A 23,264-nucleotide genomic window follows, 5' to 3' on the forward strand; every position below is an offset into this window, starting at 1 on the left:
GGCGCCCGGCCGGGGCGCCTGGCGGGTGGTCCGGGTCACGTGCGCCTCCGCGTGCTCTGGCGCGAGATGGTCCGTGCGTCGAGGCCGGACAGGCCGCGGACGGCGACGTACGCCTTCTCGTGCGTGGGCAGCGAGACACGGCCGCGGAGCACCGCTTCGGGCTCCCGCTCGATCCGGTCGAGGAGGCGCCGGTAGATGCCGGCCATGGCGGCGACGCAGGCGCCGCTGCGCCGGTCGAGCATGGGCAGCAGCCGGTAGCCCTCGACGAACAGGGCGCGGGCGCGCCGGACTTCGTGGTGGACGAGGCCGGCGAAGTCGGCCCCTGCGGGCATCCGGTCGCTCCCGAACCCGTCCGAGCAGCCGAACTTGGCGAGGTCCTCGGCGGGCAGGTAGGTGCGCCCGTTGCCGGCGTCCTCGCGGACGTCGCGCAGGATGTTGGTGAGTTGGAGGGCGAGGCCGAGGGTGTCGGCGTACTCGTCGGCGCGCGCCGCGTCGGCTGCGCCGAGGCCTGCGGTGTTCACCGTGCCGAACACGCCGAGGGAGAGCCGCCCGATGGCTCCGGCCACGCAGCGGCAGTAGACCTTGAGGTCGTCCCAGGTCTCGTAGGTCTCGCCGCGGACGTCCATCAGGACGCCGTCGATGAGCTCGTCGAGGCCGCCGAGCGGGATCGGGAAGCGGCGGGCCGCGTGGGCGAGGGCGACGGCGACCGGGTCGGTGTCGTCCTCGTCGATCTCCTCGGCCCGGATCCGGCCGAGGACGGCGCGGGTCTCCTCGAGCCGGGCGAGCTTCGCCTCGGGGGCCAGCGTGCCGTCGCCGATGTCGTCGACGCGCCGGGAGAACGCGTACAGCGCGGACATCGCCTGCCGCTTGTCGGAGGGCAGCAGCCGGATGCCGTACGCGAAGTTGCGCGCCTGCGAACCTGTGACGGCCTCGCAGTAGCTGTAGGCCGCCAGGACCGGAGCGGACGGTGCGGACGTGTGTGCGGAACCCTCCACGGTCGGGCTCACCCCTTTCTCGGCGCTGTGCGCAGGACGGTGGCCACCTCGCGGAGCAGGCCGCTCCTGGTGGGCTTGGGCGGGCCGGGGAGCACGTCGAAGCCGGCGGCGGTGACGGCTCGCAGGGCGGCGCGCCCTCCTCCCACGAAGCCCGCGAGCAACAGCCGGAGCCTGCCGTGCACGCTACCCACGAGCGGGGTGCCTTCATTCAGGAGATCGCGGGCGCGTTCGGCTTCGAACGCGACCAGGGACCGTACGGACGCTCCCGCACTGTGGGCCTTGAGGTCGGCCTCGGCCACGCGGAAGCGGCGCATGTCCTCGGCCGGGAGGTAGATGCGGCCCCGGCCGAGGTCCTCCGCGACGTCCTGTACGTGTTCGACGATCTGCAGGGCGGTGCAGACGGCGTCGGAGCGGCGGATCCGCTCGGGGGTGCTGGTGCCGGTGAGGGACAGCACGAGGCGGCCGACCGGGTTCGCGGAGAGCTCGCAGTACGCGAGCAGGTCGCCGTACGTCTCGTAGCGCGTGACGTGCTGGTCCTGGCGGTTGGCCTCGATGAGCCCGAGGAAGGGCTCGGGGGTGAGGCCGTGGGCGCGGACCACGGGCTGCAGGGCCTGCAGCAGGGGGTGGCGCGGCGGGCCGTCGGAGCCGCCGGTACGCCGGAAGACACGACGCAGGTCCGCCTCGAAGGCGTCGAGCATCGCGAGCCGGTCGTCCGCCGCGGCGGGGTCGAGGCCGAGGAGTACGGCGTCGTGGCCGCCGGGGGCGAGGTCGCCGTCGCCGATGTCGTCGACCAGGCGGGCGTACCCGTACACCGCCATCAGGCCGTCGCGCCAGGCGCGCGGGAGGAAGGACGGGGCGACGGGGAAGTTCTCCGTCCGCGCCTTGCCGAGGGTGGCGCGCGCGTGGGCGTCGGGGGCTGTGGGGGCCGCGTCCCGCCGTGGCCGGATACCGTGCCCGGGGGTCACCGCCCGCCGCCCGCGCGGGGGACGGCCGTAATGCCTGGGGGCCGGAGAATTCCCGTAGCCATTGCCGTCACATCTCCCGTTCTACACTGCCGACCCAATACATCCTATTTCGGACACGCCGCCGGACTTTCCCCGGGGTACCCCAGGCTGTTCACCTGCGGGGAATCGTCCCCTCTGACCGCGATTGAGGCCTGCTCCAGCTTACGCTGTACAACGTCGCGGCAGCCTCTCGGGTATTCACTCCGCTACCGAATGTCGGCGCCGGGCGTCCCGGGCATGCCGAAGCCCCCGCCGCTCGAGGCGACGGGGGCCGGCGCGGGCCGCGTCAGGCGCTGGTCGCCTTCTCGTAGGCCGAGACGACTTCCTCGGTGGGCCCGTCCATCAGCAGTTCGCCCTTCTCCAGCCACAGCACGCGGCTGCAGGTGTCGCGGATGGACTTGTTGTTGTGGCTCACCAGGAAAACGGTTCCGGCATGCTTGCGGAGTTCGCGGATGCGCTCCTCGGAACGCACCTGGAACTTGCGGTCACCGGTCGCCAGAGCCTCGTCGATCATCAGAACGTCGTGGTCCTTCGCCGCCGCAATGGAAAAGCGCAGGCGCGCGGCCATACCGGAGGAGTACGTGCGCATCGGAAGGGAGATGAAATCACCCTTGTCGTTGATGCCCGAGAAGTCGACGATGTCGTCGTAACGCTCCCGGATCTGCTCCCGGCTCATTCCCATCGCGAGACCGCCGAGGACCACGTTGCGCTCACCGGTGAGGTCGTTCATCAGTGCGGCGTTGACACCCAGCAGCGAGGGCTGGCCGTCGGTGTAGACCTTGCCGGACTCGCAGGGCAGCAGGCCGGCGATGGCGCGCAGCAGGGTCGACTTGCCGGAGCCGTTGGAGCCGATGACGCCGATGGCCTCACCGCGGTACGCCGTGAAGGACACGCCGCGTACGGCGTGGACCCGGCGGACGCCCGGCGCATCGCCCTTGCCCCGGCGCATTATCTTGCTCAGCGCCGCGGTGGCGCTGCCCTTGCCGGCGCTGCCGGTGTTGACGCGGTAGACGATGTGCACGTCGTCGGCGATGACGGTGGGGACGTCGCCCCGGTTGATCTCAGCCACGGCCGTAACGCTCCTCAGCCTTCCAGAAGTACACGAAACCGCCGAGGCCGATCACGACGGCCCAGCCGACGGCGAAGGCCCAGACGTGCGGCGGGAGGTTCTCCCGGCCGTAGTCGTCGATCAGCGCGAACCGGACCAGGTCCATGTAGATCGCTGCCGGGTTCCACTGGAGCACGTCCGTGACCCACGCGGGCACGTGCCGGTCCTCGAGCGCACCGCTGATCGAGAACATGACGCCCGAGGCGTACATCCACGTACGCGTGATGAACGGCATCAGCTGCGCGAGGTCGGGGGTCTTGGAACCCATCCGACCGAAGACCAGCGCGAGGCCGGTGTTGAAGACGAACTGGAGCGCCAGGGTCGGGACGACCAGCAGCCACGACAGCCTCGGGTAGTTGCCGAAGCCGACCGTGACGATCACCACGACGATCATCGAGTACAGCAGCTGCTGGAGCTGCTGCATCGAGAAGGAGATCGGCAGGGAGGCGCGCGGGAAGTGCAGGGCGCGGACCAGGCCGAGGTTGCCGGGGATGGCCCGGACTCCCGCCATCAGCGAGCTCTGGGTGAAAGTGAAGACGAAGATGCCCGTCACCAGGAAGGGGATGTAGACCCCCTTCTCCATGCCCCTGCCCGCGTTCATGATCAGGCCGAAGATCAGGTAGTACACCAGCGCGTTGAGCAGCGGGGTCGCCACCTGCCAGATCTGGCCGAGCCTCGCCTCGCTGTACTGGGCCATCAGCTTGGCCCGGGAGAACGCCATGATGAAGTGGCGCCGGTCCCAGAGCTGCCGCACGTACTCGACCAGGGTCGGCCGGGCACCGCTGACGGACAGGCCGTACTTCCTGGCGAGCTCCGCGGGGGTCAGCCCGGCGTCTTGGGACGGCGGCTTGCTCGTGGCGAGGGCGCCATCCTGGGTTGTGTCACTCACAAGTTGAAACTTTCCGTCTTCAAGATGCGGCAGAAGGTGGCATCGGGCCTGGGGGCGCTCGGCCCGTGATCATGCATGTTCCGGGATCGCGTCATGTTCTCAGACGCGGGCGTTTCAGATGACAGGCGGTCGGCCCAGCCGGGTCAGCCGCCAGACCGTGCGCCACTTCATCGGGCGCCGGGGACCGCAGGGAGTGGTCCATCCCTCCTTGAACCCACCGAACCAGGCCTTGAGCGCCGGCGCCGACGGTCTGCGCACGAGCGTCAGCAGGAGCCAGACGCCCAGGTAGACCGGGACCAGCGGGGCAGGCAGGTTGCGGCGGGCGAGCCACACCCGGTTACGGGCAACCATACGGTGGTAGACCGCGTGCCGGGAGGGGGCGGTTTTCGGATGCAGGAGCACCATGTCCGCCCGGTAGTCGATCAACCACCCTGCGTCGAGTGCCCGCCAGGCCAGATCGGTCTCCTCGTGCGCGTAGAAGAACTCGCCCGGCAGCGCTCCGACCTGCTCGAACACCTCCGTACGGACGGCGTTGGCGCCACCCAGGAAGGTGGTCACGCGGGAGGAGCGCATCGGGTCCGCGGCGCGCAGCCGGGGCACGTGCCGGCGCTGGGTCTCGCCGGACTCCGGATCCGCGATCCGGAAGCTGACGATCCCGAGCTTCGGGTCCTCGGCGAAGGCCTGCCGGCACAGCTCGGCGGTGTCGGTGCGCTCCAGCAGCCCGTCGTCGTCGAGGAAGAGCAGGGCGTCGACCTCGCGGCCGCCGGGGCCGAAGGCCTCGATGCCGACGTTGCGGCCGCCGGGGATGCCCAGGTTCTCGGGCAGGTCCACAGTGCGCACGCCCGGCGGCAGATCCGCCAGCCCGGTGACCCGGACGCCCTGGCCCACGACGACGACCTCGATCGGGTCGCCGTCCTGGCGGGCCACCGAGTCGAGGAGCGCCTTCAGCTCGTCGGGCCGGTTGCCCATGGTGATGATCACGGCGCCCAGCCGCATCGCCGTCGTCACTTGAGCCTGCTCGAGGCCAGGATCGACACCAGGTGCAGCACGGTCTGGAGCATGGCGATGCCGGCCAGTACGGCGACGCCGAGGCGGGAGAAGTACAGGTCGCCCCGCATCTGGTCCAGGACGGCCAGCAGCAGGATGAGCAGCGAGGCCTCGATGCCGAGGACGAGCCGGTGGAACTTCAGCGCGGACGCGGCCCGGCGGGCGAGCGCCATGCCGGAGGAGCGCGGCTCGGCGGCGGCCTCGGCGACGGGCTCCTTGCCGGTCTGGTGCCGGGCGACGCCGACCAGGTCGGTCTCGGCCTTGATCAGGATGGCGCCGAGGGCCGCGAGGGTGCCCAGGAAGGCCCACAACCAGTCGATCCGGCCGGTGCCCCACAGGTCGGACGCGCGCAGGCCGAAGCCGACGAGGACCGCCGCGTCACACAGGTAGGCGCCGACCCGGTCCAGGTACACGCCGGAGAGCGAGAACTGCTTCTTCCAGCGGGCGACCTCGCCGTCGACGCAGTCGAGCAGCAGGTACAGCTGGACCATCACCACGCCGAGGACGGCGCCCCAGATGCCCGGGATCAGCAGGGCCGGGGCGGCCAGGACACCGGCGAGGGTCATCACGTAGGTCAGCTGGTTGGGCGTGACCTTGGTGTTCACCAGGACGCGGGTGATGCGCAGGGAGATCTCGCGCATGTACAGGCGACCGCCCCAGTGCTCGCCACTGCGCCGGTCCTTGACGCCCGGCGGGTGAACGACGGGCCGGAGTTCAGCTACGGATGGTCTTGGCATAGTCGGCGTAAGCGTCCCTGATCTCGGCTGCGGACAGATTGAGGTGCTCCAGGATCGTGAAGCGTCCCGGACGGGTCTGGGGGGCGTACTCGACGGCCGCGACGAACTCGTCCACGCTGAAGCCGATCTCGGCGGGCAGCACGGGCAGTCCGTGGCCGCGCAGCGACTCGACGAACAGCCCGGACTGCTCCTCGGCGCCGCGCAGGAACATCGCGAAGGCGGCGCCGAGGCCGACCTGCTCGCCGTGGAGCGCGGAGCGCCCGGGGTAGAGCAGGTCGAAGGCGTGGCTGATCTCGTGGCAGGCGCCGGACGCCGGCCGGGTGTCCCCGCTGATCGACATGGCGATGCCGGTGAGCACCAGGGATTCGGCGAGCACGGTGAGGAACGTGTCGTCGCCGCAGCCGCCGGGGTGGCGCAGGACGGCCTCGCCGGCCGTACGGGCCATGGCGGCGGCCAGGCCGTCCACGGGCTCCCCGGTGATCTGGTGCGAGAGCTCCCAGTCGGCGATGGCCGAGATGTTCGAGAGCGCGTCGCCGATGCCGGAGCGGACGAACCGCACCGGGGCGTCGCGGATCACGTCGAGGTCGATGACCATCGCGATCGGCGTGGGCACGCCGTAGGAGCCGCGGCCGTTGTCGTTGTCCAGCGTGGCCACGGGCGAGCAGATGCCGTCGTGCGCCAGGTTGGTGGCGACGGCCACCATGGGCAGCCCGACCCGCGCCGCGGCGTACTTCGCCACGTCGATGATCTTGCCGCCGCCCAGGCCGACGACGGCGTCGTAGCGGCGACCCTTTATGTCGTCGGCCAGCTTCACAGCGGAGTCGATCGTGCCGTCGACGACCGGGTACCAGTCGGCGTGCGGCAGCACGGGCTCCAGCTTGGCGCGCAGCAGCTGGCCGGAGCCGCCGCTGATCGCGATCGCCAGCTTGCCGGACGCCGAGATCCGCTGGTCGGCCAGGAGGCCGGCCAGGTCGTCCATGGCGCCGCGGCTGATGTCGACGACGACCGGGGAGGGGATGAGCCTCGTCAGTACTGGCATGCGATCGTCCGGCCCTTGGCGAGGTCGTCGTGGTTGTCGATCTCGACCCACTTGACGTCGCCGATGGGGGCCACGTCGATGACGAAGCCGTCGTTGACGAGCTGCTGGTAGCCGTCCTCGTAGTACAGGTCGGGGTCGCGCTCGAAGGTGGTCTTCAGCGCCTCGGCGAGGGCCTCGGCGGCCTCCGGCTCGATGAGCGTGACGCCGATGTACTCGCCGGTGGCGTCGGACGGCTCCATGAGCTTGGTGATCTTGCGGGCGCCCTTGGCGCCGTCGACGACGACCTTCATCTCCTCGTCGGCCAGGCTCTTGACCGTGTCCAGGGCGAGGATGATCTTCTGGCCGTTGCCGCGGGCACCGAGCAGGGTCCGCTCGACGGAGACCGGGTGGACGGTGTCGCCGTTGGCGAGGATCACACCCTGCTTCAGGACGTCACGGGCGCACCACAGGGAGTAGGCGTTGTTCCACTCCTCGGCCTTGTCGTTGTCGATCAGCGTGATCTTGACGCCGTACTTGGCCTCCAGGGCCTCCCGGCGCGCGTAGACGGCTTCCTTGCGGTAGCCGACGACGATCGCGACCTCGGTGAGGCCCACCTCGGCGAAGTTGCCGAGGGTGAGGTCCAGCACGGTCAGGCTTTCCTCGTCGCCTTCGGGGCCGACGGGCACGAGGGCCTTGGGCAGGGTGTCGGTGTAGGGACGCAGGCGGCGTCCGGCACCGGCAGCGAGTACAAGGCCGATCATGCTGGTTCTCCTTCGTCATGTACGGCGGGTGCCCCGGAGGAGACCCAGAAGCGGATGCTCTCCACGAGCACCACGAGTGCCACGAACACGGCCAGGGCCGTGAGCGCGACGGGGAAGTCCGTGGCGCGCGTCGCCAGGACGGAGGCCAGGACCACGGTCAGCAGCACCCGGCCGTCGTGACCGCCGATCGTCCACACCAGCCACCGCGGGGGCGCGCCCGAGCCACCGCGGATGCGGTAGACCGTGTCGTAGTGATGGTAGGCGACCGCCGCGACCAGTCCGAATGCCGCGGGAAGGGCCCCGGGGACGTCCGCCTTGACAGCGAGGACCAGCACGGTCGTGTATTCGGCGGCCCGGAAGACGGGCGGGACGAGCCAGTCGAGGGCGCCCTTGAGGGGGCGGGCGACGGCCGCTCCGGCCAGTACGGCGTAGAACACGGCGGCGATGATCACCTGGCGGGCACCGAACCCGTACGCCCAGGCCGTCCACAGCAGGGCCACCGAGCCGATCACGGCGGCGGCGATGCCGGCCCCGGGGGCCATCCGGCCCACGACCCGGCCCGCGAGCTCGGCGACCGGGCCGGAGTCGGCGAGGTCGGCCAGCGCCTGGGCGGCCCGGTCCGTTCGCTTGGCCTTGCGCGTCAGCGAGCGCAGCACCCGGCCTGCTGTGGTGTAGAGCGCGCCGAAGGCACAGCCGATGAGCAGGGCGTAGAACACGATCCGGGGGCTGGTGACCGCGGTGAGCACCGCGATCATGGCCCAGCGCTCGCCGATCGGCAGGATGATCATCCGCCGGACCCAGACCGTCCAGCCGACGCTGTCGAGCTTGTCGGACAGGGCCGCGGTGGGGCTCGTATTGGCCGTGGCGTCGTGGTTGGCCTCGTTGAAGGAGAAGTCCACGACGTGGCGGCAGGTCATGAGGATCATCGCGCCGAGTGCGAGGGCCCACACGTCGTCGCCGTTCCTGGCCGCGCCGAGCGCGAGGCCCGCGTAGAAGGAGTACTCCTTCGCGCGGTCGAAGGTGGCGTCGAGCCAGGCGCCCATCGTCGAGTACTGGAGCGAGTAGCGGGCGAGCTGCCCGTCCGTGCAGTCCAGGACGAAGGAGACGAGGAGGAGCACGCCGGCGGCGACGTAGCCCCAGCGCTCGCCGGTGGCGGCGCAGCCGGCCGCGATCAGCGCGGTGATCAGGGAGGCGGTGGTGACCTGGTTCGGGGTCAGGCCGCGGCGGGCGCACCAGCGGGCGATGTAGCGCGAGTACGGGCTGATGAAGAAGGTGGTGAAGAACCCGTCGCGGGACTTCACGGCGGTGCGCAGGCGTACGGCCTCGTCGTCGACGGCGGCGACCGCGGCCTCCGCCGTCGCGCGCTCCGCGCCGGTGGCGGGGACGGCGGCGACCAGGGTGCCGAGCTCGGGGCGCTGGACGGTGGCCCCGGCGGCCTCGACGGCGGCGGCGAGCCGGTCCGCGTACGGGCCGTCCCCCTGCGCCGGGAGGGCCGCGGCCTGGTCCAGGGCCGCGCGGGCGCCCGGCAGTACGGCGAGGGCGCCGGTCACGGCGCAGGCGTCGAAGCGCGGATCGGTCAGCGCGAGCCGCAGTGCGTGGACGTGCCCGACGAAGGCGCTGTCGACGACGGCGACCCGCTGGTCGGCGGGTACGCCGGCCAGCACCGCGGCGGTGTCTTCAGGCCCGGCGGCCGGGCGGACGTCGAAGCCGAGGGAGCGCAGCTCGTCGGTGAGCGGTGATCCGGGGACCGGCAGGCCGGTGAGGATGACGGTCGACAGACGAACTCACTCCTTGCAGCGAACACTGGACGGCCGCCTGGTGGGGGCGGCGGCACGTCGGCAGAGGCTATCGGATGAAGGGAAGCCGGGGTTCACCACCCGTTTACTCCCCGATAAGCCGAATATCCCGGGGCCTCGGGCCCTGGCGCGATCATCATTGACGATCGCGTCCGAATACCACAAACCGCCTGGATGTTAAGGTCAAACGTCTTGTCGGACCCTCGCAACAGCCGAGCGGGAGGAGGTGGGTCGATGACCGTCGCAGTGATCGCTGCCGAGCGCGGCGAACTCCGGTTCATCCCCTCTTCCTTCCGGGCGTCCGGCCAGGCCTGATCACACCGATCCGCCGCGTCGGCCGGAGCCCCCTGTTCCCCAAGGGGTCACGTTGACCGACATCACTGGTGACAAGAACAACACCGACCACACCCGCAGCGCCTGGCGCACCCGGCCCGAGACCCCGGCCGACGCGGCCGCCGTGCGGGACGTCAACCTGGCGGCGTTCGAGACCCCGCTGGAGGCGGACCTCGTGGACGCGCTGCGCGCGGACGCCTCCTGGCTGCCGGGGCTGTCGTTCGTGGCCGAGGGCCCGGACGGGTTGGTGGCGGCGCACGCCCTGCTGACCCGCTGCGCGGTCGACGGGGTCCCGGCCCTCGCCCTCGCTCCGGTCGCGGCCCATCCCGCGCACCAGCGCTCGGGCGCCGGCAGCTCGGTCGTACGGGCACTGCTCGCGGCGGCCGGGGAGCAGGGGGAGGCGCTGGTCCTGGTCCTCGGGCACCCGGCGTACTACCCGCGCTTCGGCTTCGTGCCGGCTTCGCGGTTCGGGATCCGGGCGCCGATCGAGGTTCCCGACGAGGCGATGATGGCGCTGGTGCTGGACGCCTCCGTGCCCGTGCCGCAGGGCACCATCGCGTACCCGGCGCCCTTCGGGATCTGACCGCTCGCATGGTCCGCCCCCCCGCCGCTTACCACGCGGCGGGGGCGGACATGCGTGGATCACCGAAGTGGGGACAAGCCTCTTTTGTACGGCAGACTGAGGGCCGAAGTCCGAAGCGAAGGATGGGTATGCCGACCACACCAGCCACCGCCGCGAACACCGCGTCCCCCGGCACCGGCACTCAGGAAACGATCATGCTCGAACTGGTCGATGAGTCCGGCAACACCATCGGCACGGCGGAGAAGCTCTCCGCCCATCAGGCGCCCGGTCTGCTGCACCGGGCCTTCTCCGTGTTCCTCTTCGACGAGCAGGGCCGCCTGCTGCTCCAGCAGCGGGCCCTCGGGAAGTACCACTCCCCCGGCGTCTGGTCGAACACCTGCTGTGGCCACCCCTACCCCGGGGAGTCTCCGTTCGCGGCGGCGGCCCGGCGGACCTACGAGGAGCTGGGCCTGTCGCCCTCGCTGCTCGCGGAGGCGGGGACCGTCCGCTACAACCACCCGGACCCCGCGTCGGGTCTGGTGGAGCAGGAGTACAACCACCTGTTCGTGGGACTGGCGCAGGCGCAGCTGCGGCCGGATCCGGAGGAGGTCGGCGACACCGCGTTCGTCACCGCCGAGGAGCTGGCCAAGCGGCACGCCGAGGCGCCGTTCTCCGCCTGGTTCATGACCGTGCTGGATGCTGCCCGGCCCGCGATCCGGGAACTGACCGGTGATGCCGCGGGCTGGTAGCCCGTACTCCGTCTCAGAGCGCGGGTGCGGTGAGCGGCAGGGCCGCCCAGATGACCTTGCCGCCCGTCGAGGTGTGCTCGACGTCGCAGACCCCGCCGGACTCGAGCGTGATCTCGCGCACCAGGAGCAGGCCCCGGCCGCCGGTCTGGCCGAAGTCCGCCTCCAGCGCCTTGGGACGGTACGGGTGGTTGTCCTCGACGGCCACCCGTACCCACTCCCGGCCGATGGCGACTTCGACCGCGACCTGCGGCGAGAGCAGGGCCGCGTGCCGCACCGAGTTCGTCACCAGTTCGGAGACGATCAGCAGCAGGGAGTACACCAGGTCCCGGTGGGCCGGTACGCCCTGACGGCCGAGCAGGTCGCGAACGGCGCGGCGGGCCTGCGGAACGGATTCTTCTACAGCGGGCACGGTGAACCGCCACACGCCTTCGTACGCGAGGGGGTCGGCCGGCGCCTCCGGCTCACCCTCCTTGGCTGGCGGGACGCTCCCGCTGACATCCATCTTCCGGCCCCCGTCTTCACGCTCGATCGTCTCCACGCGTCCAGAGTGGGGAACGGGCTGGTCCGGACCGGACCCCTGACCAGAAGTCAGCGTCAATCGGACGCTTTCTGACCGTTGGCGTATGACAGCGTCAGTTGTGCGACTGTTCCTGATCTTCTGCGGGACCCTTCTCGGCCGCGACACCCGCCCCGCCCGTGGCGGCCGGGACCTCGTCTTCCCTGACCAAGCCCAGAATGCGCCGGGCGCTCATGCCCAGCACCAGCAGGCTCAGCCCGTCGAACAAGAGGGCGAGGGAGAAGAAGGTTCCGATCACGTAGAGACTGTTGCCCGGCCAGTTGGAGAGGATCAGGAAGCCCAGCAGGATGCCGAAGGCTCCCTGGACCAGGTTCAGCCACAGGTGCGACCCGCGCACCACCAGGCCCCCGACCAGCCGGAACAGCCCGCCGATGAGGAAGAACAGCGCGGCGAACATGGTCAGCGCCTCGGCGCTCGCCTCGGGCCGGCGCAGGATCACGAAACCTGCGGCGATGTTGATCGCGGCGACGACGACGGCGAGCCAGAAGTGGTTGCTCTTGCGGGACTGGAACGCCTGGACCAGGCCCACCAGGCCGCCGGCCAACAGCAGCCAGCCGAAGAGGAACATCGTGGTCAGGGTGGCGAAGGCGGCGTAGAGCAGACCCACCAGTCCGGCGACCACCAGGACCAGCCCGAGCACGGCCAGCAGCCCGAAACTCCGCTTGAGGTGCTTCTTGTCCGTGACCTCGCCGCCGGCCCCGGTCCCGGCCGCGGAACGGTCTGCGCCCATGGTCGTGCCACCTTTCAGCACCCCCCGGACGGACTCCTCTTGATCATAGGTTCGGCCGACCGGGATAGCATCCGGCACATGGACGCAGCGCTCTTGCACACGGTCTCCGACGGGGTCGCCACGGTCGTCATCTCGCATCCCGCCAAGCGCAATGCCATGACCGCGGCGATGTGGCGGGCCCTGCCGGAACTGCTGGACGGGCTCGCGGCCGACCCGGCCGTACGGGTGCTCGTCCTGACCGGGGCCGGAGCGACCTTCTGCGCGGGGGCCGACATCTCCTCACTGGCCGGGGACGCGGAACCGCAGGCGCTGGCCGTGGCGGCGGAGGAGGCCCTGGCCGCCTTCCCGAAGCCGACGCTCGCGGCGATCCGCGGATTCTGCGTGGGCGGCGGCAGCCAGCTGGCTGCGGCCTGCGACCTGCGCTTCGCGCAGGAGGGGGCGTCGTTCGGGGTGACCCCGGCGAGGCTGGGCATCGTCTACGCCGCGTCCTCGACCCGCCGGCTGGCCGCGCTGGTCGGCCCTGCGGTGGCCAAGTACCTGCTGTTCTCCGCGGAGTTGATCGACGCGGAGCACGCGCTGCGCGCGGGCTTCCTGAACGAGCTGCTGCCGGCCGGGCAACTGGACAAGCGGGTGGCGGACTTCGCCCGCATCCTGACCACCCGCTCGCAGCTGACGCAGGCCGCGGCCAAGGAGTTCGCGGACGGGCGGACGGACCGGGACGGTTACTGGGCGGAGCAGGCGGCCGGAAGCGGCGACACCGCGGAGGGCGTCGCCGCGTTCCTGGAACGCCGTACCCCGTCCTTCGGCTGGACTACCGGGGGCCGAGCGGGTTGACCGCGCGCAGCCGCGCCACGATCTCGGCCGGGGCCTTGTCCGGCGAGCCGGCATCGTAGGGCGGCTGGGGGTCGTACTCGGTCATGAGCTGGACGGTCTGGGCGTACTCGTCCCCGGCGATGCGGCCGAGGAGGCCGAGGCCCATGTCGATGCCGGAGGACACCCCGGCGGCGGTGACGTACTTCCCGTCGTACACGACGCGCTCGCCGGTGGGCTCGGCGCCGAAGGCGGGCAGCCGGTCGAGGTAGAGCCAGTGGCCTGCGGCCCGCCGCCCCTTGAGCAGCCCGGCTGCGGCCAGGAGGAGCGAGCCGGTGCAGACGGAGGTGGTCCAGGTGGTGGTGGCGTCGACGGCGCGCAGCCAGTCGACGACGGCCGGGTTCTCCATCTCCAGCTCGGGGTGGGGCCCGCCGGGCACGATGACGATGTCGGGCCGGGTCACCTCGTCGAGCCCCTTGTCGGCGACGAGCGCGAGCGCCCCGTTGTCGGTCCGCACCGGCCCCGGCCGCTCCGAGACGAACACGACCTCGGCGTCGGGAAGCCGCCCGAGGGTGTCGAAGGGCCCGATGGCGTCGAGCGCGGTGAACCGGTCGTAGAGCAGTACTGCGATCTGCATGTTTCCTCCTGAGTGGCGATTGCGGACAGACGGCGCCGCCGCATCCGGCCCCGCCGGCGTGCGGGGCGCGGGAGCGGGTCGGTCACGTGCGCTCGGGACCGAAGCGGCGGCGGTATTCGGCCGGGGGCTGGCCCAGGGTCTTCACGAAGGCGCGGCGCAGGGCTTCCGGGGTGCCGTAGCCGCAGGCGCGGGAGATCTGGGCGACCCCGTCCCCGGTGTCCTCCAGGAGGCGCCGCGCGTGCTCCACGCGGACCCGCTCCACGTAGCGGCCGGGCGTGACCCCCGTCTCCGCCTGGAAGGCGCGCGCGAAGTGCCGCGGCGACAGCCTGGCCCGCGCCGCCAGGGACTCCACGCTCAGGTCCGCCCCCGGATGCTCCGTGATCCACTGCTGCACCTCCCGCAACGGATCCCGCTGCGCGGTCTGCGCCGCCAGCTGCGCACTGAACTGCGCCTGGTTCCCGGGCCTGCGCAGGAACACCACCAGGTGCCGCGCGATGTCCAGCGCGATCTCCCGGCCGTGGTCCTCCTCCACCAGCGCCAGCGCGAGGTCGATCCCCGCCGTGACCCCGGCCGAGGTGGCCACCCGGCCGTCCCGTACGTAGATCGGGTCCGGTTCGACCGTGACCTCCGGGTAGTCCCGGGCCATCCGCTCGCACACGGACCAGTGCGTCGTGGCCCGCAGCCCGTCCAGCAGCCCGGCCTCGGCCAGCAGCAGCCCGCCCGTGCACACCGAGACCAGCCGCTCCGCGCCTTCCCCGTGCGCGCGCAGCCATGCGGTGAGCCGCGGCTCGAAGTCCCCCCGGTACCGGCCCCCCGGCACCAGCACGGTGGTCCCCGGTCCCGGCCGCGCGCCCTCCAGGTCCCCGTCCGGCACCAGCGTGAGCCCGCTGCTCGTCCGTACGGGCGCCCCGCCCGGGGAGACCGTACGGATCGCGTACCGGTCCCCCGCCCGCCCCGGGAAGCGGGCGACCGCGGCGAACACCTCCACGGGCCCGGTCACGTCCAGGCTCTGCACGCCGTCATAGAGGACGACGAGCACGTTTCGCAACGACATGACCCCATGGTGTGACGCCCTGGCGATGACCGCAATGACGCCCATCCCACCTTTACGGCCACGGTCCGGCGGCGCGGAGGAGCCCGGATAGGATCGTCGGACCATGACTGCAACCCTCGTCGCCAAGAACCTCACCGCCGCGCACGGTGAGCGCACGCTCTTCGCCGATCTCGACCTCGTCGTCGCCCCCGGCGACGTCATCGGCCTCGTCGGCGTCAACGGCGCCGGGAAGTCCACCCTGCTGCGCCTGCTCGCCGGCCTGGACACGCCCGAGACCGGTGAGCTGCGGCTCTCCCCGCCCACCGCTGCCGTCGGCCATCTGCCCCAGGAGCCGGAGCGGCGCCCCGAGGAGTCGGTACGGGACTTCCTGGCCCGGCGTACGGGCGTCGCCGGCGCCCAGGCGGCGCTGGACGCGGCGACCCAAGGCCTGGTCGACGGGACCCCGGGCGCCGACGACGCGTACGCGACGACCCTGGACCAGTGGCTGAACCTCGGCGGCGCCGACCTCGACGAGCGGGCCCAGGAGGTCGCCGACGAGCTCGGGCTGGCCGTGAGCCTGGACCTGCCGATGACCGCGCTGTCCGGTGGCCAGGCGGCCCGCGCGGGCCTCGCCTCGCTGCTGCTCTCCCGCTACGACGCCTTCCTGCTCGACGAGCCGACCAACGACCTGGACCTGGAGGGTCTGGAGCGCCTGGAGCGGTTCGTGAAGGGCCTGCGCGCGGGCACCGTCGTGATCAGCCACGACCGCGAGTTCCTGACCCGGACCGTCACCAAGGTCCTCGAACTCGACCTGGCGCAGCAGCAGATCAACCTCTACGGCGGCGGCTACGACGCCTACCTGGAGGAGCGCGAGCGGGCCCGTACGCACGCCCGCGAGGAGTTCGACGAGTACGCGGGCAAGAAGGCGGCCCTGGAGGGCCGCGCCCAGATGCAGCGCAACTGGATGGACAAGGGCGTGCGCAACGCCCGCCGCAAGGCGAGCGACAACGACAAGATCGGCAAGAACCTGCGGGGCGAGTCCAGCGAGAAGCAGGCCGCCAAGGCCCGCCAGACGCAGCGCGCCATCGAGCGGCTCGACGTCATCGACGAGCCCCGCAAGGAGTGGGAGCTGCGCATGGAGATCGCGGCGGCGCCGCGCTCCGGCTCGGTCGTCGCCACCCTGAACGAGGCCGCCGTGCGGCGCGGGGACTTCGCCTTCGGCCCGGCCAGCCTGCAGATCGACTGGGCGGACCGGGTCGCGATCACCGGCGCCAACGGCGCGGGCAAGTCCACGCTGCTCGCCGTGCTCCTCGGCCGGCTGGTGCCCGACTCCGGTGCGGCCACGCTCGGTTCGGGCGTGCTGGTCGGCGAGGTGGACCAGGCGCGCGGGCTCTTCCTCGGGGACGAACCGCTGCTGGAGGCCTTCTGCGCGGCGGTCCCGGACACCGAGCCGGCCGAAGTGCGGACCCTGCTGGCCAAGTTCGGCCTGAAGGCGGCGCACGTCCTGCGCCCGGCGGCCACGCTCTCCCCCGGCGAGCGCACCCGGGCGGCCCTGGCGCTGCTCCAGGGCCGCGGGGTGAACCTGCTCGTGCTGGACGAGCCCACCAACCACCTGGACCTCCCGGCGATCGAACAGCTGGAGGCGGCCCTGGACGCGTACGAGGGCACCCTGCTGCTGGTCACCCACGACCGCCGGATGCTGGACGCGGTGCACGTGACCCGCCGCCTGGAGGTCGCGGACGGCAAGGTCACCGAGCTCTAGGGCGTCCGCGGTCCGGGCGGCTACTGCTGCGGCGCGCGGCGCTTGCGGGGCAGCCTTTCCGCCACGAGCGCGCGCGGCAGGTGCCGGGCGGCGAGCGCGTACGCCTGGTAGCGGCGGCCGGTGATGCTCACCGGCCGGCGCAGGGCCAGGTCCCGCAGGGCCTTGGCCACCACGGCCTCGGGCTCCAGCCACACCGCCTCGCGCAGGGCGCTGACGTCCATCCCGGCCCGCGCCTGGAACTCGGTGCGGGTGAACCCCGGGACCACCGCGAGCACCCGTACCCCGTACGGCGCCATGTCCACCCGCAGGGACTCGCTGAACGCGGTGACCCAGGCCTTGGCGGCCCCGTACGTCCCGGTCGGCAGCAGTCCGGCCACCGAGGACACGTTCACCACCGCGCCCCGGCGGCGCTCGCGCAGCCGCGGCAGCAGGGCGTGGGTGAGCCGCAGCGGGACCTTCACCAGCAGGTCGAGCATCCGCTCCTCGTCCTCGACCGGGCTGTACGGGAACGGCGCGGGGAGCCCGAAGCCCGCGTTGTTGACCAGGATGTCCACGGGCCGCAACCGGTCGGCGAGCCGCTCGGCGACGGCCGTGCAGTCCGCGTCGTCCAGCAGATCGGCGGGCAGCACCTCGCTCGCCGTGCCGAACTCCCGGCCGAGCTCCCGGGCCACGGCTTCGAGGCGGTCCTTGTCGCGGGCGACCAGGACGAGGGCGCAGCCCTTGGCCGCGAAGCCGCGGGCGAAGGCGGCGCCGAGTCCGGCACTGGCCCCGGTGATCAGAACGGTGGTCAAGAGAACGTCACTTCCTACGGTCGTCCGGGGTTCGGGTCCTCAGGTCCTGAGGCCCTCAAGTCCCCGGGTCCTAGCCGGCGTTCGGGCTCTCCGGGGTGAAGTCCGTGGTCGCCGGCGAGCCGTAGGCCTGTGCCACGTCGACCAGGAACCGGGCCTCGTCGTCCAGGTCCCCGCCCTCGGCGGAGGTCTGCATCGCGGCCGGCAGCTCCCAGTCCGCGTCCTCCCCCGGCTGTCCGGGCCGTCCGGCGAGCTTCGCCTGCCGTGCCTCCTTCAGTACGCAGGCCAGCGCGGCCGCGGTGCGCCGCTGCTCGGGGATCCCGTGCCCGGTGACATGGCTGCGGGCGAGCTCCGGGACGCCCGGGGCGACGTACTCGCCGAGGATCAGGATCGCGTCGCGGGTCTCGATCACCTTGCGGTACACCAGCAGGTTGCGCGGGACCGGCGGCCACAGCAGCTCCACGACCCGGCCGGCCCGGGGCTTGGTGAGGGCGACGTGCGGGACGGCCTGGACGAGGTCGTGCCACAGCGGCCACAGCCGCCAGGCGGTGGCGATGTCGGCGCTCGTGCGGCGCAGGACGAACAGGGTCGGCACGAGGATCGCGGCGGCGCGCAGCAGCCCGTGCAGGTTCATCATCAGCGGCAGGGCGGGCATCGCCCAGGTGCTGGCGAACAGGGCCTTGAGGAGGTACACGAACCAGAACAGGCCGGCGAGCGCGGTGCCGAGGCCGAAGAGCCGCAGCCCGGCGACGAGGCCCCTGCTCTCGCTGCGGCGGCTGTAGCGCCAGCAGAGCGAGACGCAGGTGATGTTGGCGAGGAGGTGCGCGGAGATCAGGAACAGCCAGTACGCGAGGGAGGGCACCGGATCGCCCTGCGGCGGGATGGTGTGCGTGCCGTGCGCGGGAGCGGCGGTGTCCAGCACCACGAGGGTGGTCAGCCAGGCCACCGTGCCCGTCCAGGCGGCGAGTTGGAGGACCCGGCCGCGGGTGGCGGCGGCCACGAAGTAGAGCACGGTGCCCGCGGAGAGCACGCCGATGAGGTTGCGGACGAGCCCGACGGTGTGCGCGTAGTCCGGGTCGCGCATCGCGTACGTGACGACGTCCGGGAGGTTCAGGGTCATCGCCGCGGCGGCGGTGGCGACGGCGAGCCACAGGCCGCGCTGCTGCGGGGAGCGCAGGGCGGCCGGGGCGCGCAGCAGGACCGCGATCCAGAGGCAGACCACGCTGGGTACGGCGAGCCAGTCGCCGAAGGCGGTGAGCTCAGCGGCGCCCATGGCCCCCCCGCCCGTAACCCATGGCGGATTCCAGCCAGGCGAGGGTGCCGCGGGGTGCGGCGGCGGACTGCGGGCAGGGGCCCGTCGTACGGATGCGGATCATGCTGGCGAGCATCTCGGCCTCCCGCTCCTGGCTGGTGGTGTAGTTGGTGCGGCCGAGGACGACCGGAGCCTGCCCGTCGGTGTCCTCCGCTTCCAGGGAGTGGTGGCCGAACAGGATGTGCCCGAGCTCGTGGAGCACGATGTGCTCGCGGTGGAGCGCGGTGGTCTGGGCCTCGTAGAAGACGTAGTCGACGGTGGCGGTGCCCACCCACAGCCCGCAGACCCCGGATTCCGCCGCCTCCTTGGGGAGCGGGTGCAGCCGGATGGGGCGCCCGCGCTGCTCGGCGATCCGGTTGCACAGCCCTTCGAGGGAGAAGGGATGCGTCAGATCCAGATGGCCGAGAATCTTCTCGCACCGTTTACGGAGGCTGGGTTGCGAGTGGGGCATGTGATCCCTCTTCGGACCCTTTCGCGGGCAGCGTCGGTAGGCGTGCGTGGGCGTGGGCATGGCGTCCTGTGCCTTCAAGGCGGCCTCGGGGAGTGGGGTCCTGAGGGGAGAAACGGAAGCCCGTTCACCAGCCGGCGAACGGGCGTTCCACCATGCCTACAGATCTTGTACGGGAGTTCGCAAGGCAGCTGCCCAGGTGGGGTGCCTATTCGGCCACCCCGGAACCCGGCCCACGGCCCGCCACTGGCCACAATCAGACCCTCGGCGCTCCTGCGCCGCTAAGGCCGCTCCTGCGTGCCTGCGCGGAGCACCAGCAGGGCGTAGCGCAGGGCCAGCAGGAACGCCGGCACCAGCAGGGCCAGCGGCAGGATGCTCCACTGCCCGAAGCCCGTGGCGAACAGGGCGACGGCAATGACGCCGAACACGACCGACGCGACGGCGGTGACGCCGAGGTTCGACAGGCTCCGCTCGCGCGGACGGTCCAGTTCGGCCTCCACCTGGAGGCGTGCCGCGTCGAGGGCGGCCAAGCGGACGCGCTCGTGTTCCAGCAGCCGATGCCAGTTCTCGGGACCGACGCCCTCCAGGTGCGGGGGCATGGGATGTTCGTCGGACCACGCGGATGCCGACGTCGGCGCTCGGCGGGATTCGCCCGGATCCTGCGAAACCATCGGAAGCCTCCGTTACTTCAGTGCGTAGGAGGCGGCGAGGATGCGGGCGAGCGATTCCATGAGCGTCACGTGCGGATCGATGAAGTCCGCGAAGCGGGGTGCGTCGACCGAGAGTACGCCTATCTCTTGGGTTCCGTGGATGACCGGGACGGCGATGACCGCTTCGTATCCCGTGCCTTCGGGGATGAGATAGGACCGCGTGACCTGCTCGCCGTCGATCCTGAAGGTCTTGCCGCCGCCGCCCAGGATCTCGTTCTTCATGTGCGCCGCGCCGACCGGGTCGATGACGGCCCTGGGCGGCCGGTACCCGGGAAACGTGGCCTCCAGCGTGAAACCGCCCGTGGCGGCGTCGTACAGGTAGAAACTGCACCGCGCGCGGGGGAGGTAGCTCGGCCCCAGCGGAGGAGCCGTGAGGTCGACCGCTCCGGCCAGGACCTGATCGAGGATGTCCTTGCGCCTGTCGTCCAGGTCGGCGACCGTCTGCGCGGGCAGCGAGGACGGGAGCGGGGCTGCGTCCGCGTAGAACTCCGCCATGGCCTTGATCTTGTCGCTCAGGGGGCGCAGCGTCGTCGTGTACAGCTGTGCCATCCCCGCCTCCGCCCGGATGGCTCGATCCTCGGCCCGCTTCTTGCCCTTCTCCACCAGGCGCTTCTCGAAGTGGGTGATCAGGACGACGCCGAAGGCGGAGACGCCGGCTATGAGGGCCCACTGCCGCTTGTCGGCCCCTTGGGCACCGTCCGCCCACACGGAGACGACGGCGACAGCCACACCGAGGACGGCGGAGAAGAGCAGGAACAGATAGTGGACGCCCCGTTCGGCCAGCCATTGCTTCATCCGTCCGTGCCACTCCCCGCTCGCGGAAGGTCTGGGATCGCAGAATCCCATATTTCCCGTGCGGCGGCTCGGAGTTGACGATCTGCAGGAAGTCGGCCCCCGTGGCCCCTGCGGCCGACCGCCGCAGGAGCCACGGGCTGCGCGAGGTCAGCGCTTGCGGCGGTCCTCGGGGGCGCCGGTGAGGCCGGCGCGGCGGAGGGCGTCCGCCATCGCACTGTTGGCCGGGGCCGGGGAGCCGCTGCCGCCCTGGCGCTGGCCTCCCTGGCCGCCCTGGCGCTGGCCACCCTGACCGCTGCCCTGGCCGCTGCCCTGGCGCTGGCCACCCTGGCGCTGACCTGCGCCGCCCTGGCTTCCGCCCTGGCTGCCGCCGCGCTGCTGCGGGGGACGGCCGCCGCCGCGCCGGTCCTGGCGGTCCTCGCGCTGCCGCGGGGCGTCCGCCGAGCGGTCGGCCTCGTCCTCCAGCCGCAGGGTCAGCGAGATCCGCTTGCGCGGGATGTCCACGTCCATGACCTTCACGCGGACGATGTCACCCGGCTTGACCACGTCCCGCGGGTCCTTGACGAAGTTCTTCGACAGCGCCGAGACGTGGGCCAGCCCGTCCTGGTGGACGCCGATGTCGATGAACGCGCCGAACGCGGCCACATTGGTGACCACGCCCTCCAGGATCATCCCGGGCGCCAGGTCGCCGATCTTCTCGACGCCCTCCTTGAAGGTGGCCGTCTTGAAGGCGGGCCGCGGGTCGCGGCCCGGCTTCTCCAGCTCGCGCAGGATGTCCGTCACGGTCGGCAGGCCGAAGGCCTCGGTGACGAACTGCTCCGGCCGCAGCGAGCGCAGTACGCCGGTGTTGCCGATCAGGGCCGCCACCTCGCTGCCGGCCGTCTTGGCCATGCCCCGGACCAGCGGGTACGACTCGGGGTGCACGCTGGAGAAGTCCAGCGGGTCGTCCCCGCCGCGGATCCGCAGGAAGCCCGCGCACTGCTCGTACGCCTTCGGGCCGAGCCGGGCCACGTCCTTGAGCGCCTTGCGGCTGCGGAAGGGGCCGTTGGCGTCGCGGTGGGCCACGATGTTCTCGGCGAGTCCGCCGCTGATGCCGGACACCCGCGAGAGCAGGGGCGCGGAGGCGGTGTTGACGTCCACGCCGACGCCGTTCACACAGTCCTCGACCACCGTGTCGAGCGAGCGCGAGAGCTTCACCTCGGCGAGGTCGTGCTGGTACTGGCCGACGCCGATCGACTTGGGGTCGATCTTGACGAGCTCGGCGAGCGGGTCCTGGAGGCGGCGGGCGATGGAGACCGCGCCGCGCAGCGACACGTCCATGTCCGGGAGTTCCTGCGAGGCGAAGGCGGACGCCGAGTACACGGAGGCGCCCGCCTCGGACACCATCACCTTGGTGAGCTTCAGCTCGGGGTGGCGGGTGATCAGGTCCCCGGCGAGCTTGTCGGTCTCGCGCGAGGCGGTGCCGTTGCCGATGGCGATCAGCTCGACAGCGTGCTCCTTCGCGAGCCGCGCCAGCTTGGCGAGGGACTCGTCCCACTTGTTGGCGGGGACGTGCGGGTAGATCACGTCCGTGGCCACGACCTTGCCGGTGGCGTCCACGACGGCGACCTTCACGCCGGTGCGGAAACCGGGGTCCAGGCCGAGCGTGGCCCGGGTGCCGGCGGGGGCCGCGAGCAGCAGGTCGCGCAGGTTGGCGGCGAAGACCCGGACGGCCTCGTCCTCGGCGGCGGCGCGCAGCCGCATCCGCAGGTCGATGCCGAGGTGCACCTGGATCTTCGTACGCCAGGCCCAGCGGACGGTGTCGGCCAGCCACTTGTCGCCGGGCCGGCCGCGGTCGTTGACGCCGAAGCGGCGCGCGACCATGCCCTCGTACGTGGACGGGCCGGGCGTCTCGCTCGGCGCCTCCGGCTCCAGCGTGAGGTCGAGGACGTCCTCCTTCTCGCCGCGCAGCATGGCGAGGACGCGGTGCGAGGGCAGCGCGGTGAAGGGCTCGGCGAACTCGAAGTAGTCGGCGAACTTGGCGCCCGCCTCCTCCTTGCCCTCGCGGACCTTCGCGGCGAGCCGGCCGCGGCCCCACATGCGCTCGCGCAGCTCGCCGATCAGGTCGGCGTCCTCGGCGAAGCGCTCGGTGAGGATGGCGCGGGCGCCGTCCAGGGCTGCGGCCGGGTCCGCGACGCCCTTGTCGGCGTCCACGAACGCGGCCGCGGCGGCGGCCGGATCCACCGACGGGTCGGTCAGCAGGCCCTCGGCGAGCGGCTCCAGGCCGGCCTCGCGGGCGATCTGCGCCTTGGTGCGCCGCTTGGGCTTGAACGGGAGGTAGATGTCCTCGAGCCGGGCCTTGGTGTCGGCCGCGTTGATCCGGGCCTCCAGCTCGGCGTCGAGCTTGCCCTGCTCCCGTACGGAGTCCAGGATCGCCGCACGGCGGTCTTCGAGCTCGCGCAGATACCGCAGCCGCTCCTCGAGGGTGCGCAGCTGGGCGTCGTCGAGCATCTCGGTCGCTTCCTTGCGGTAGCGCGCGATGAACGGCACGGTGGAGCCGCCGTCGAGCAGCTCGACGGCGGCCTTGACCTGCCGCTCCCGTACGCCGAGCTCCTCGGCGATCCTGCCTTCGATGGACATCGTCACGATCGGGTCCCGCCTGCCTTCGTTTGCACTGGAAGGCTGCC

23 protein-coding genes are annotated in these 23,264 nt (G+C 71.8%); 4 read left to right on the top strand and 19 right to left on the bottom strand.

Translation table 11 applies throughout. From position 1 onward, the window contains the following. Positions 1-35: 35 nt before the first annotated feature. From hpnD to OG299_RS08520, 9 genes are all read right to left on the bottom strand, one after another. On the bottom strand, positions 36-1,007 hold the full coding sequence (gene hpnD, locus OG299_RS08480) for a presqualene diphosphate synthase HpnD (RefSeq protein ID WP_327361106.1): 972 nt from the start codon (positions 1,005-1,007) through the stop codon (positions 36-38). Then, positions 1,004-1,942 (bottom strand): squalene synthase HpnC, encoded by a 939-nt coding sequence (hpnC, locus tag OG299_RS08485; RefSeq protein ID WP_327364484.1) that lies wholly within the window; start codon positions 1,940-1,942, stop codon positions 1,004-1,006. The genes hpnD and hpnC overlap by 4 nt, the downstream gene beginning before the upstream one ends. 343 nt (positions 1,943-2,285) lie before the next feature. Then, positions 2,286-3,068 (bottom strand): ABC transporter ATP-binding protein, encoded by a 783-nt coding sequence (locus OG299_RS08490; RefSeq protein WP_266634977.1) that lies wholly within the window; start codon positions 3,066-3,068, stop codon positions 2,286-2,288. Continuing rightward, positions 3,061-3,996 carry an ABC transporter permease gene (locus OG299_RS08495; protein ID WP_266634975.1) on the bottom strand — a complete coding sequence of 312 codons (936 nt, stop codon included), beginning with the start codon at positions 3,994-3,996 and terminating at the stop codon, positions 3,061-3,063. Before OG299_RS08495 ends, OG299_RS08490 begins: the two co-directional genes overlap by 8 nt. Before the next feature lie 114 nt (positions 3,997-4,110). Beyond that, complete coding sequence (locus OG299_RS08500; RefSeq protein ID WP_405706191.1) at positions 4,111-4,992, bottom strand: glycosyltransferase family 2 protein; 882 nt, start codon at positions 4,990-4,992, stop codon at positions 4,111-4,113. A gap of 8 nt (positions 4,993-5,000) precedes the next feature. Then, positions 5,001-5,780 carry a CDP-alcohol phosphatidyltransferase family protein gene (locus OG299_RS08505; protein ID WP_266634971.1) on the bottom strand — a complete coding sequence of 260 codons (780 nt, stop codon included), beginning with the start codon at positions 5,778-5,780 and terminating at the stop codon, positions 5,001-5,003. Further along, positions 5,758-6,819 (bottom strand): iron-containing alcohol dehydrogenase family protein, encoded by a 1,062-nt coding sequence (locus OG299_RS08510; protein WP_327361108.1) that lies wholly within the window; start codon positions 6,817-6,819, stop codon positions 5,758-5,760. The genes OG299_RS08505 and OG299_RS08510 overlap by 23 nt, the downstream gene beginning before the upstream one ends. Beyond that, positions 6,807-7,559, bottom strand: a complete 753-nt coding sequence (locus OG299_RS08515) for a phosphocholine cytidylyltransferase family protein (protein ID WP_266634967.1) — start codon at positions 7,557-7,559, stop codon at positions 6,807-6,809. The genes OG299_RS08510 and OG299_RS08515 overlap by 13 nt, the downstream gene beginning before the upstream one ends. After that, complete coding sequence (locus OG299_RS08520; protein ID WP_266635885.1) at positions 7,556-9,337, bottom strand: DUF5941 domain-containing protein; 1,782 nt, start codon at positions 9,335-9,337, stop codon at positions 7,556-7,558. The genes OG299_RS08515 and OG299_RS08520 overlap by 4 nt, the downstream gene beginning before the upstream one ends. A gap of 385 nt (positions 9,338-9,722) precedes the next feature. Here OG299_RS08520 and OG299_RS08525 point away from each other — a divergent pair, with 385 nt between their 5' ends. Continuing rightward, complete coding sequence (locus OG299_RS08525) at positions 9,723-10,271, top strand: GNAT family N-acetyltransferase (protein WP_327361109.1); 549 nt, start codon at positions 9,723-9,725, stop codon at positions 10,269-10,271. Positions 10,272-10,399: 128 nt separating this feature from the next. Next, the gene (gene idi, locus OG299_RS08530) at positions 10,400-10,999 is read left to right on the top strand and encodes an isopentenyl-diphosphate Delta-isomerase (protein ID WP_266634965.1); all 600 of its coding nucleotides are present in this window, start codon (positions 10,400-10,402) and stop codon (positions 10,997-10,999) included. A 13-nt stretch (positions 11,000-11,012) separates the two neighbouring features. On the opposite strand, the gene OG299_RS08535 is transcribed toward idi, so the two are convergent. Continuing rightward, complete coding sequence (locus tag OG299_RS08535) at positions 11,013-11,501, bottom strand: ATP-binding protein (protein ID WP_266635883.1); 489 nt, start codon at positions 11,499-11,501, stop codon at positions 11,013-11,015. Between the two features lie 130 nt (positions 11,502-11,631). Next, positions 11,632-12,306: an HdeD family acid-resistance protein gene (locus OG299_RS08540; RefSeq protein ID WP_327361110.1), complete on the bottom strand. Its 675-nt coding sequence runs from the start codon at positions 12,304-12,306 to the stop codon at positions 11,632-11,634. 78 nt (positions 12,307-12,384) lie between these two features. Here OG299_RS08540 and OG299_RS08545 point away from each other — a divergent pair, with 78 nt between their 5' ends. Further along, positions 12,385-13,140 (top strand): enoyl-CoA hydratase/isomerase family protein, encoded by a 756-nt coding sequence (locus OG299_RS08545; RefSeq protein ID WP_327361111.1) that lies wholly within the window; start codon positions 12,385-12,387, stop codon positions 13,138-13,140. On the opposite strand, the gene OG299_RS08550 is transcribed toward OG299_RS08545, so the two are convergent. After that, a complete protein-coding gene (locus OG299_RS08550) occupies positions 13,118-13,753 on the bottom strand; it encodes a DJ-1/PfpI family protein (RefSeq protein WP_266634962.1) in 636 nt (211 codons plus the stop codon). The genes OG299_RS08545 and OG299_RS08550 overlap by 23 nt on opposite strands. An 82-nt stretch (positions 13,754-13,835) precedes the next feature. Then, positions 13,836-14,807, bottom strand: a complete 972-nt coding sequence (locus tag OG299_RS08555; RefSeq protein WP_266634961.1) for a GlxA family transcriptional regulator — start codon at positions 14,805-14,807, stop codon at positions 13,836-13,838. Positions 14,808-14,910: 103 nt separating this feature from the next. Here OG299_RS08555 and OG299_RS08560 point away from each other — a divergent pair, with 103 nt between their 5' ends. Then, on the top strand, positions 14,911-16,548 hold the full coding sequence (locus OG299_RS08560) for an ABC-F family ATP-binding cassette domain-containing protein (RefSeq protein ID WP_327361112.1): 1,638 nt from the start codon (positions 14,911-14,913) through the stop codon (positions 16,546-16,548). Positions 16,549-16,568: 20 nt separating this feature from the next. On the opposite strand, the gene OG299_RS08565 is transcribed toward OG299_RS08560, so the two are convergent. The 6 genes from OG299_RS08565 to OG299_RS08590 all read right to left on the bottom strand — a co-directional run bounded on the left by OG299_RS08565 (position 16,569) and on the right by OG299_RS08590 (position 23,223). Then, positions 16,569-17,339: an SDR family NAD(P)-dependent oxidoreductase gene (locus OG299_RS08565; RefSeq protein ID WP_266634957.1), complete on the bottom strand. Its 771-nt coding sequence runs from the start codon at positions 17,337-17,339 to the stop codon at positions 16,569-16,571. 70 nt (positions 17,340-17,409) lie between these two features. Next, complete coding sequence (locus OG299_RS08570) at positions 17,410-18,609, bottom strand: MAB_1171c family putative transporter (RefSeq protein WP_327361113.1); 1,200 nt, start codon at positions 18,607-18,609, stop codon at positions 17,410-17,412. Beyond that, positions 18,596-19,099, bottom strand: a complete 504-nt coding sequence (locus OG299_RS08575; RefSeq protein WP_266634953.1) for a hypothetical protein — start codon at positions 19,097-19,099, stop codon at positions 18,596-18,598. The genes OG299_RS08570 and OG299_RS08575 overlap by 14 nt, the downstream gene beginning before the upstream one ends. A gap of 278 nt (positions 19,100-19,377) precedes the next feature. After that, positions 19,378-19,695: a hypothetical protein gene (locus tag OG299_RS08580; protein WP_266634951.1), complete on the bottom strand. Its 318-nt coding sequence runs from the start codon at positions 19,693-19,695 to the stop codon at positions 19,378-19,380. Between the two features lie 84 nt (positions 19,696-19,779). Beyond that, positions 19,780-20,601, bottom strand: coding sequence for a GAF domain-containing protein (locus OG299_RS08585; RefSeq protein ID WP_266634949.1), 822 nt, complete (start codon positions 20,599-20,601; stop codon positions 19,780-19,782). Positions 20,602-20,748: 147 nt separating this feature from the next. Further along, positions 20,749-23,223 carry a Tex family protein gene (locus tag OG299_RS08590; RefSeq protein ID WP_327361114.1) on the bottom strand — a complete coding sequence of 825 codons (2,475 nt, stop codon included), beginning with the start codon at positions 23,221-23,223 and terminating at the stop codon, positions 20,749-20,751. Positions 23,224-23,264 lie beyond the last annotated feature (41 nt).

Source organism: Streptomyces sp. NBC_01296 (assembly GCF_035984415.1).
Taxonomy (GTDB): domain Bacteria; phylum Actinomycetota; class Actinomycetes; order Streptomycetales; family Streptomycetaceae; genus Streptomyces.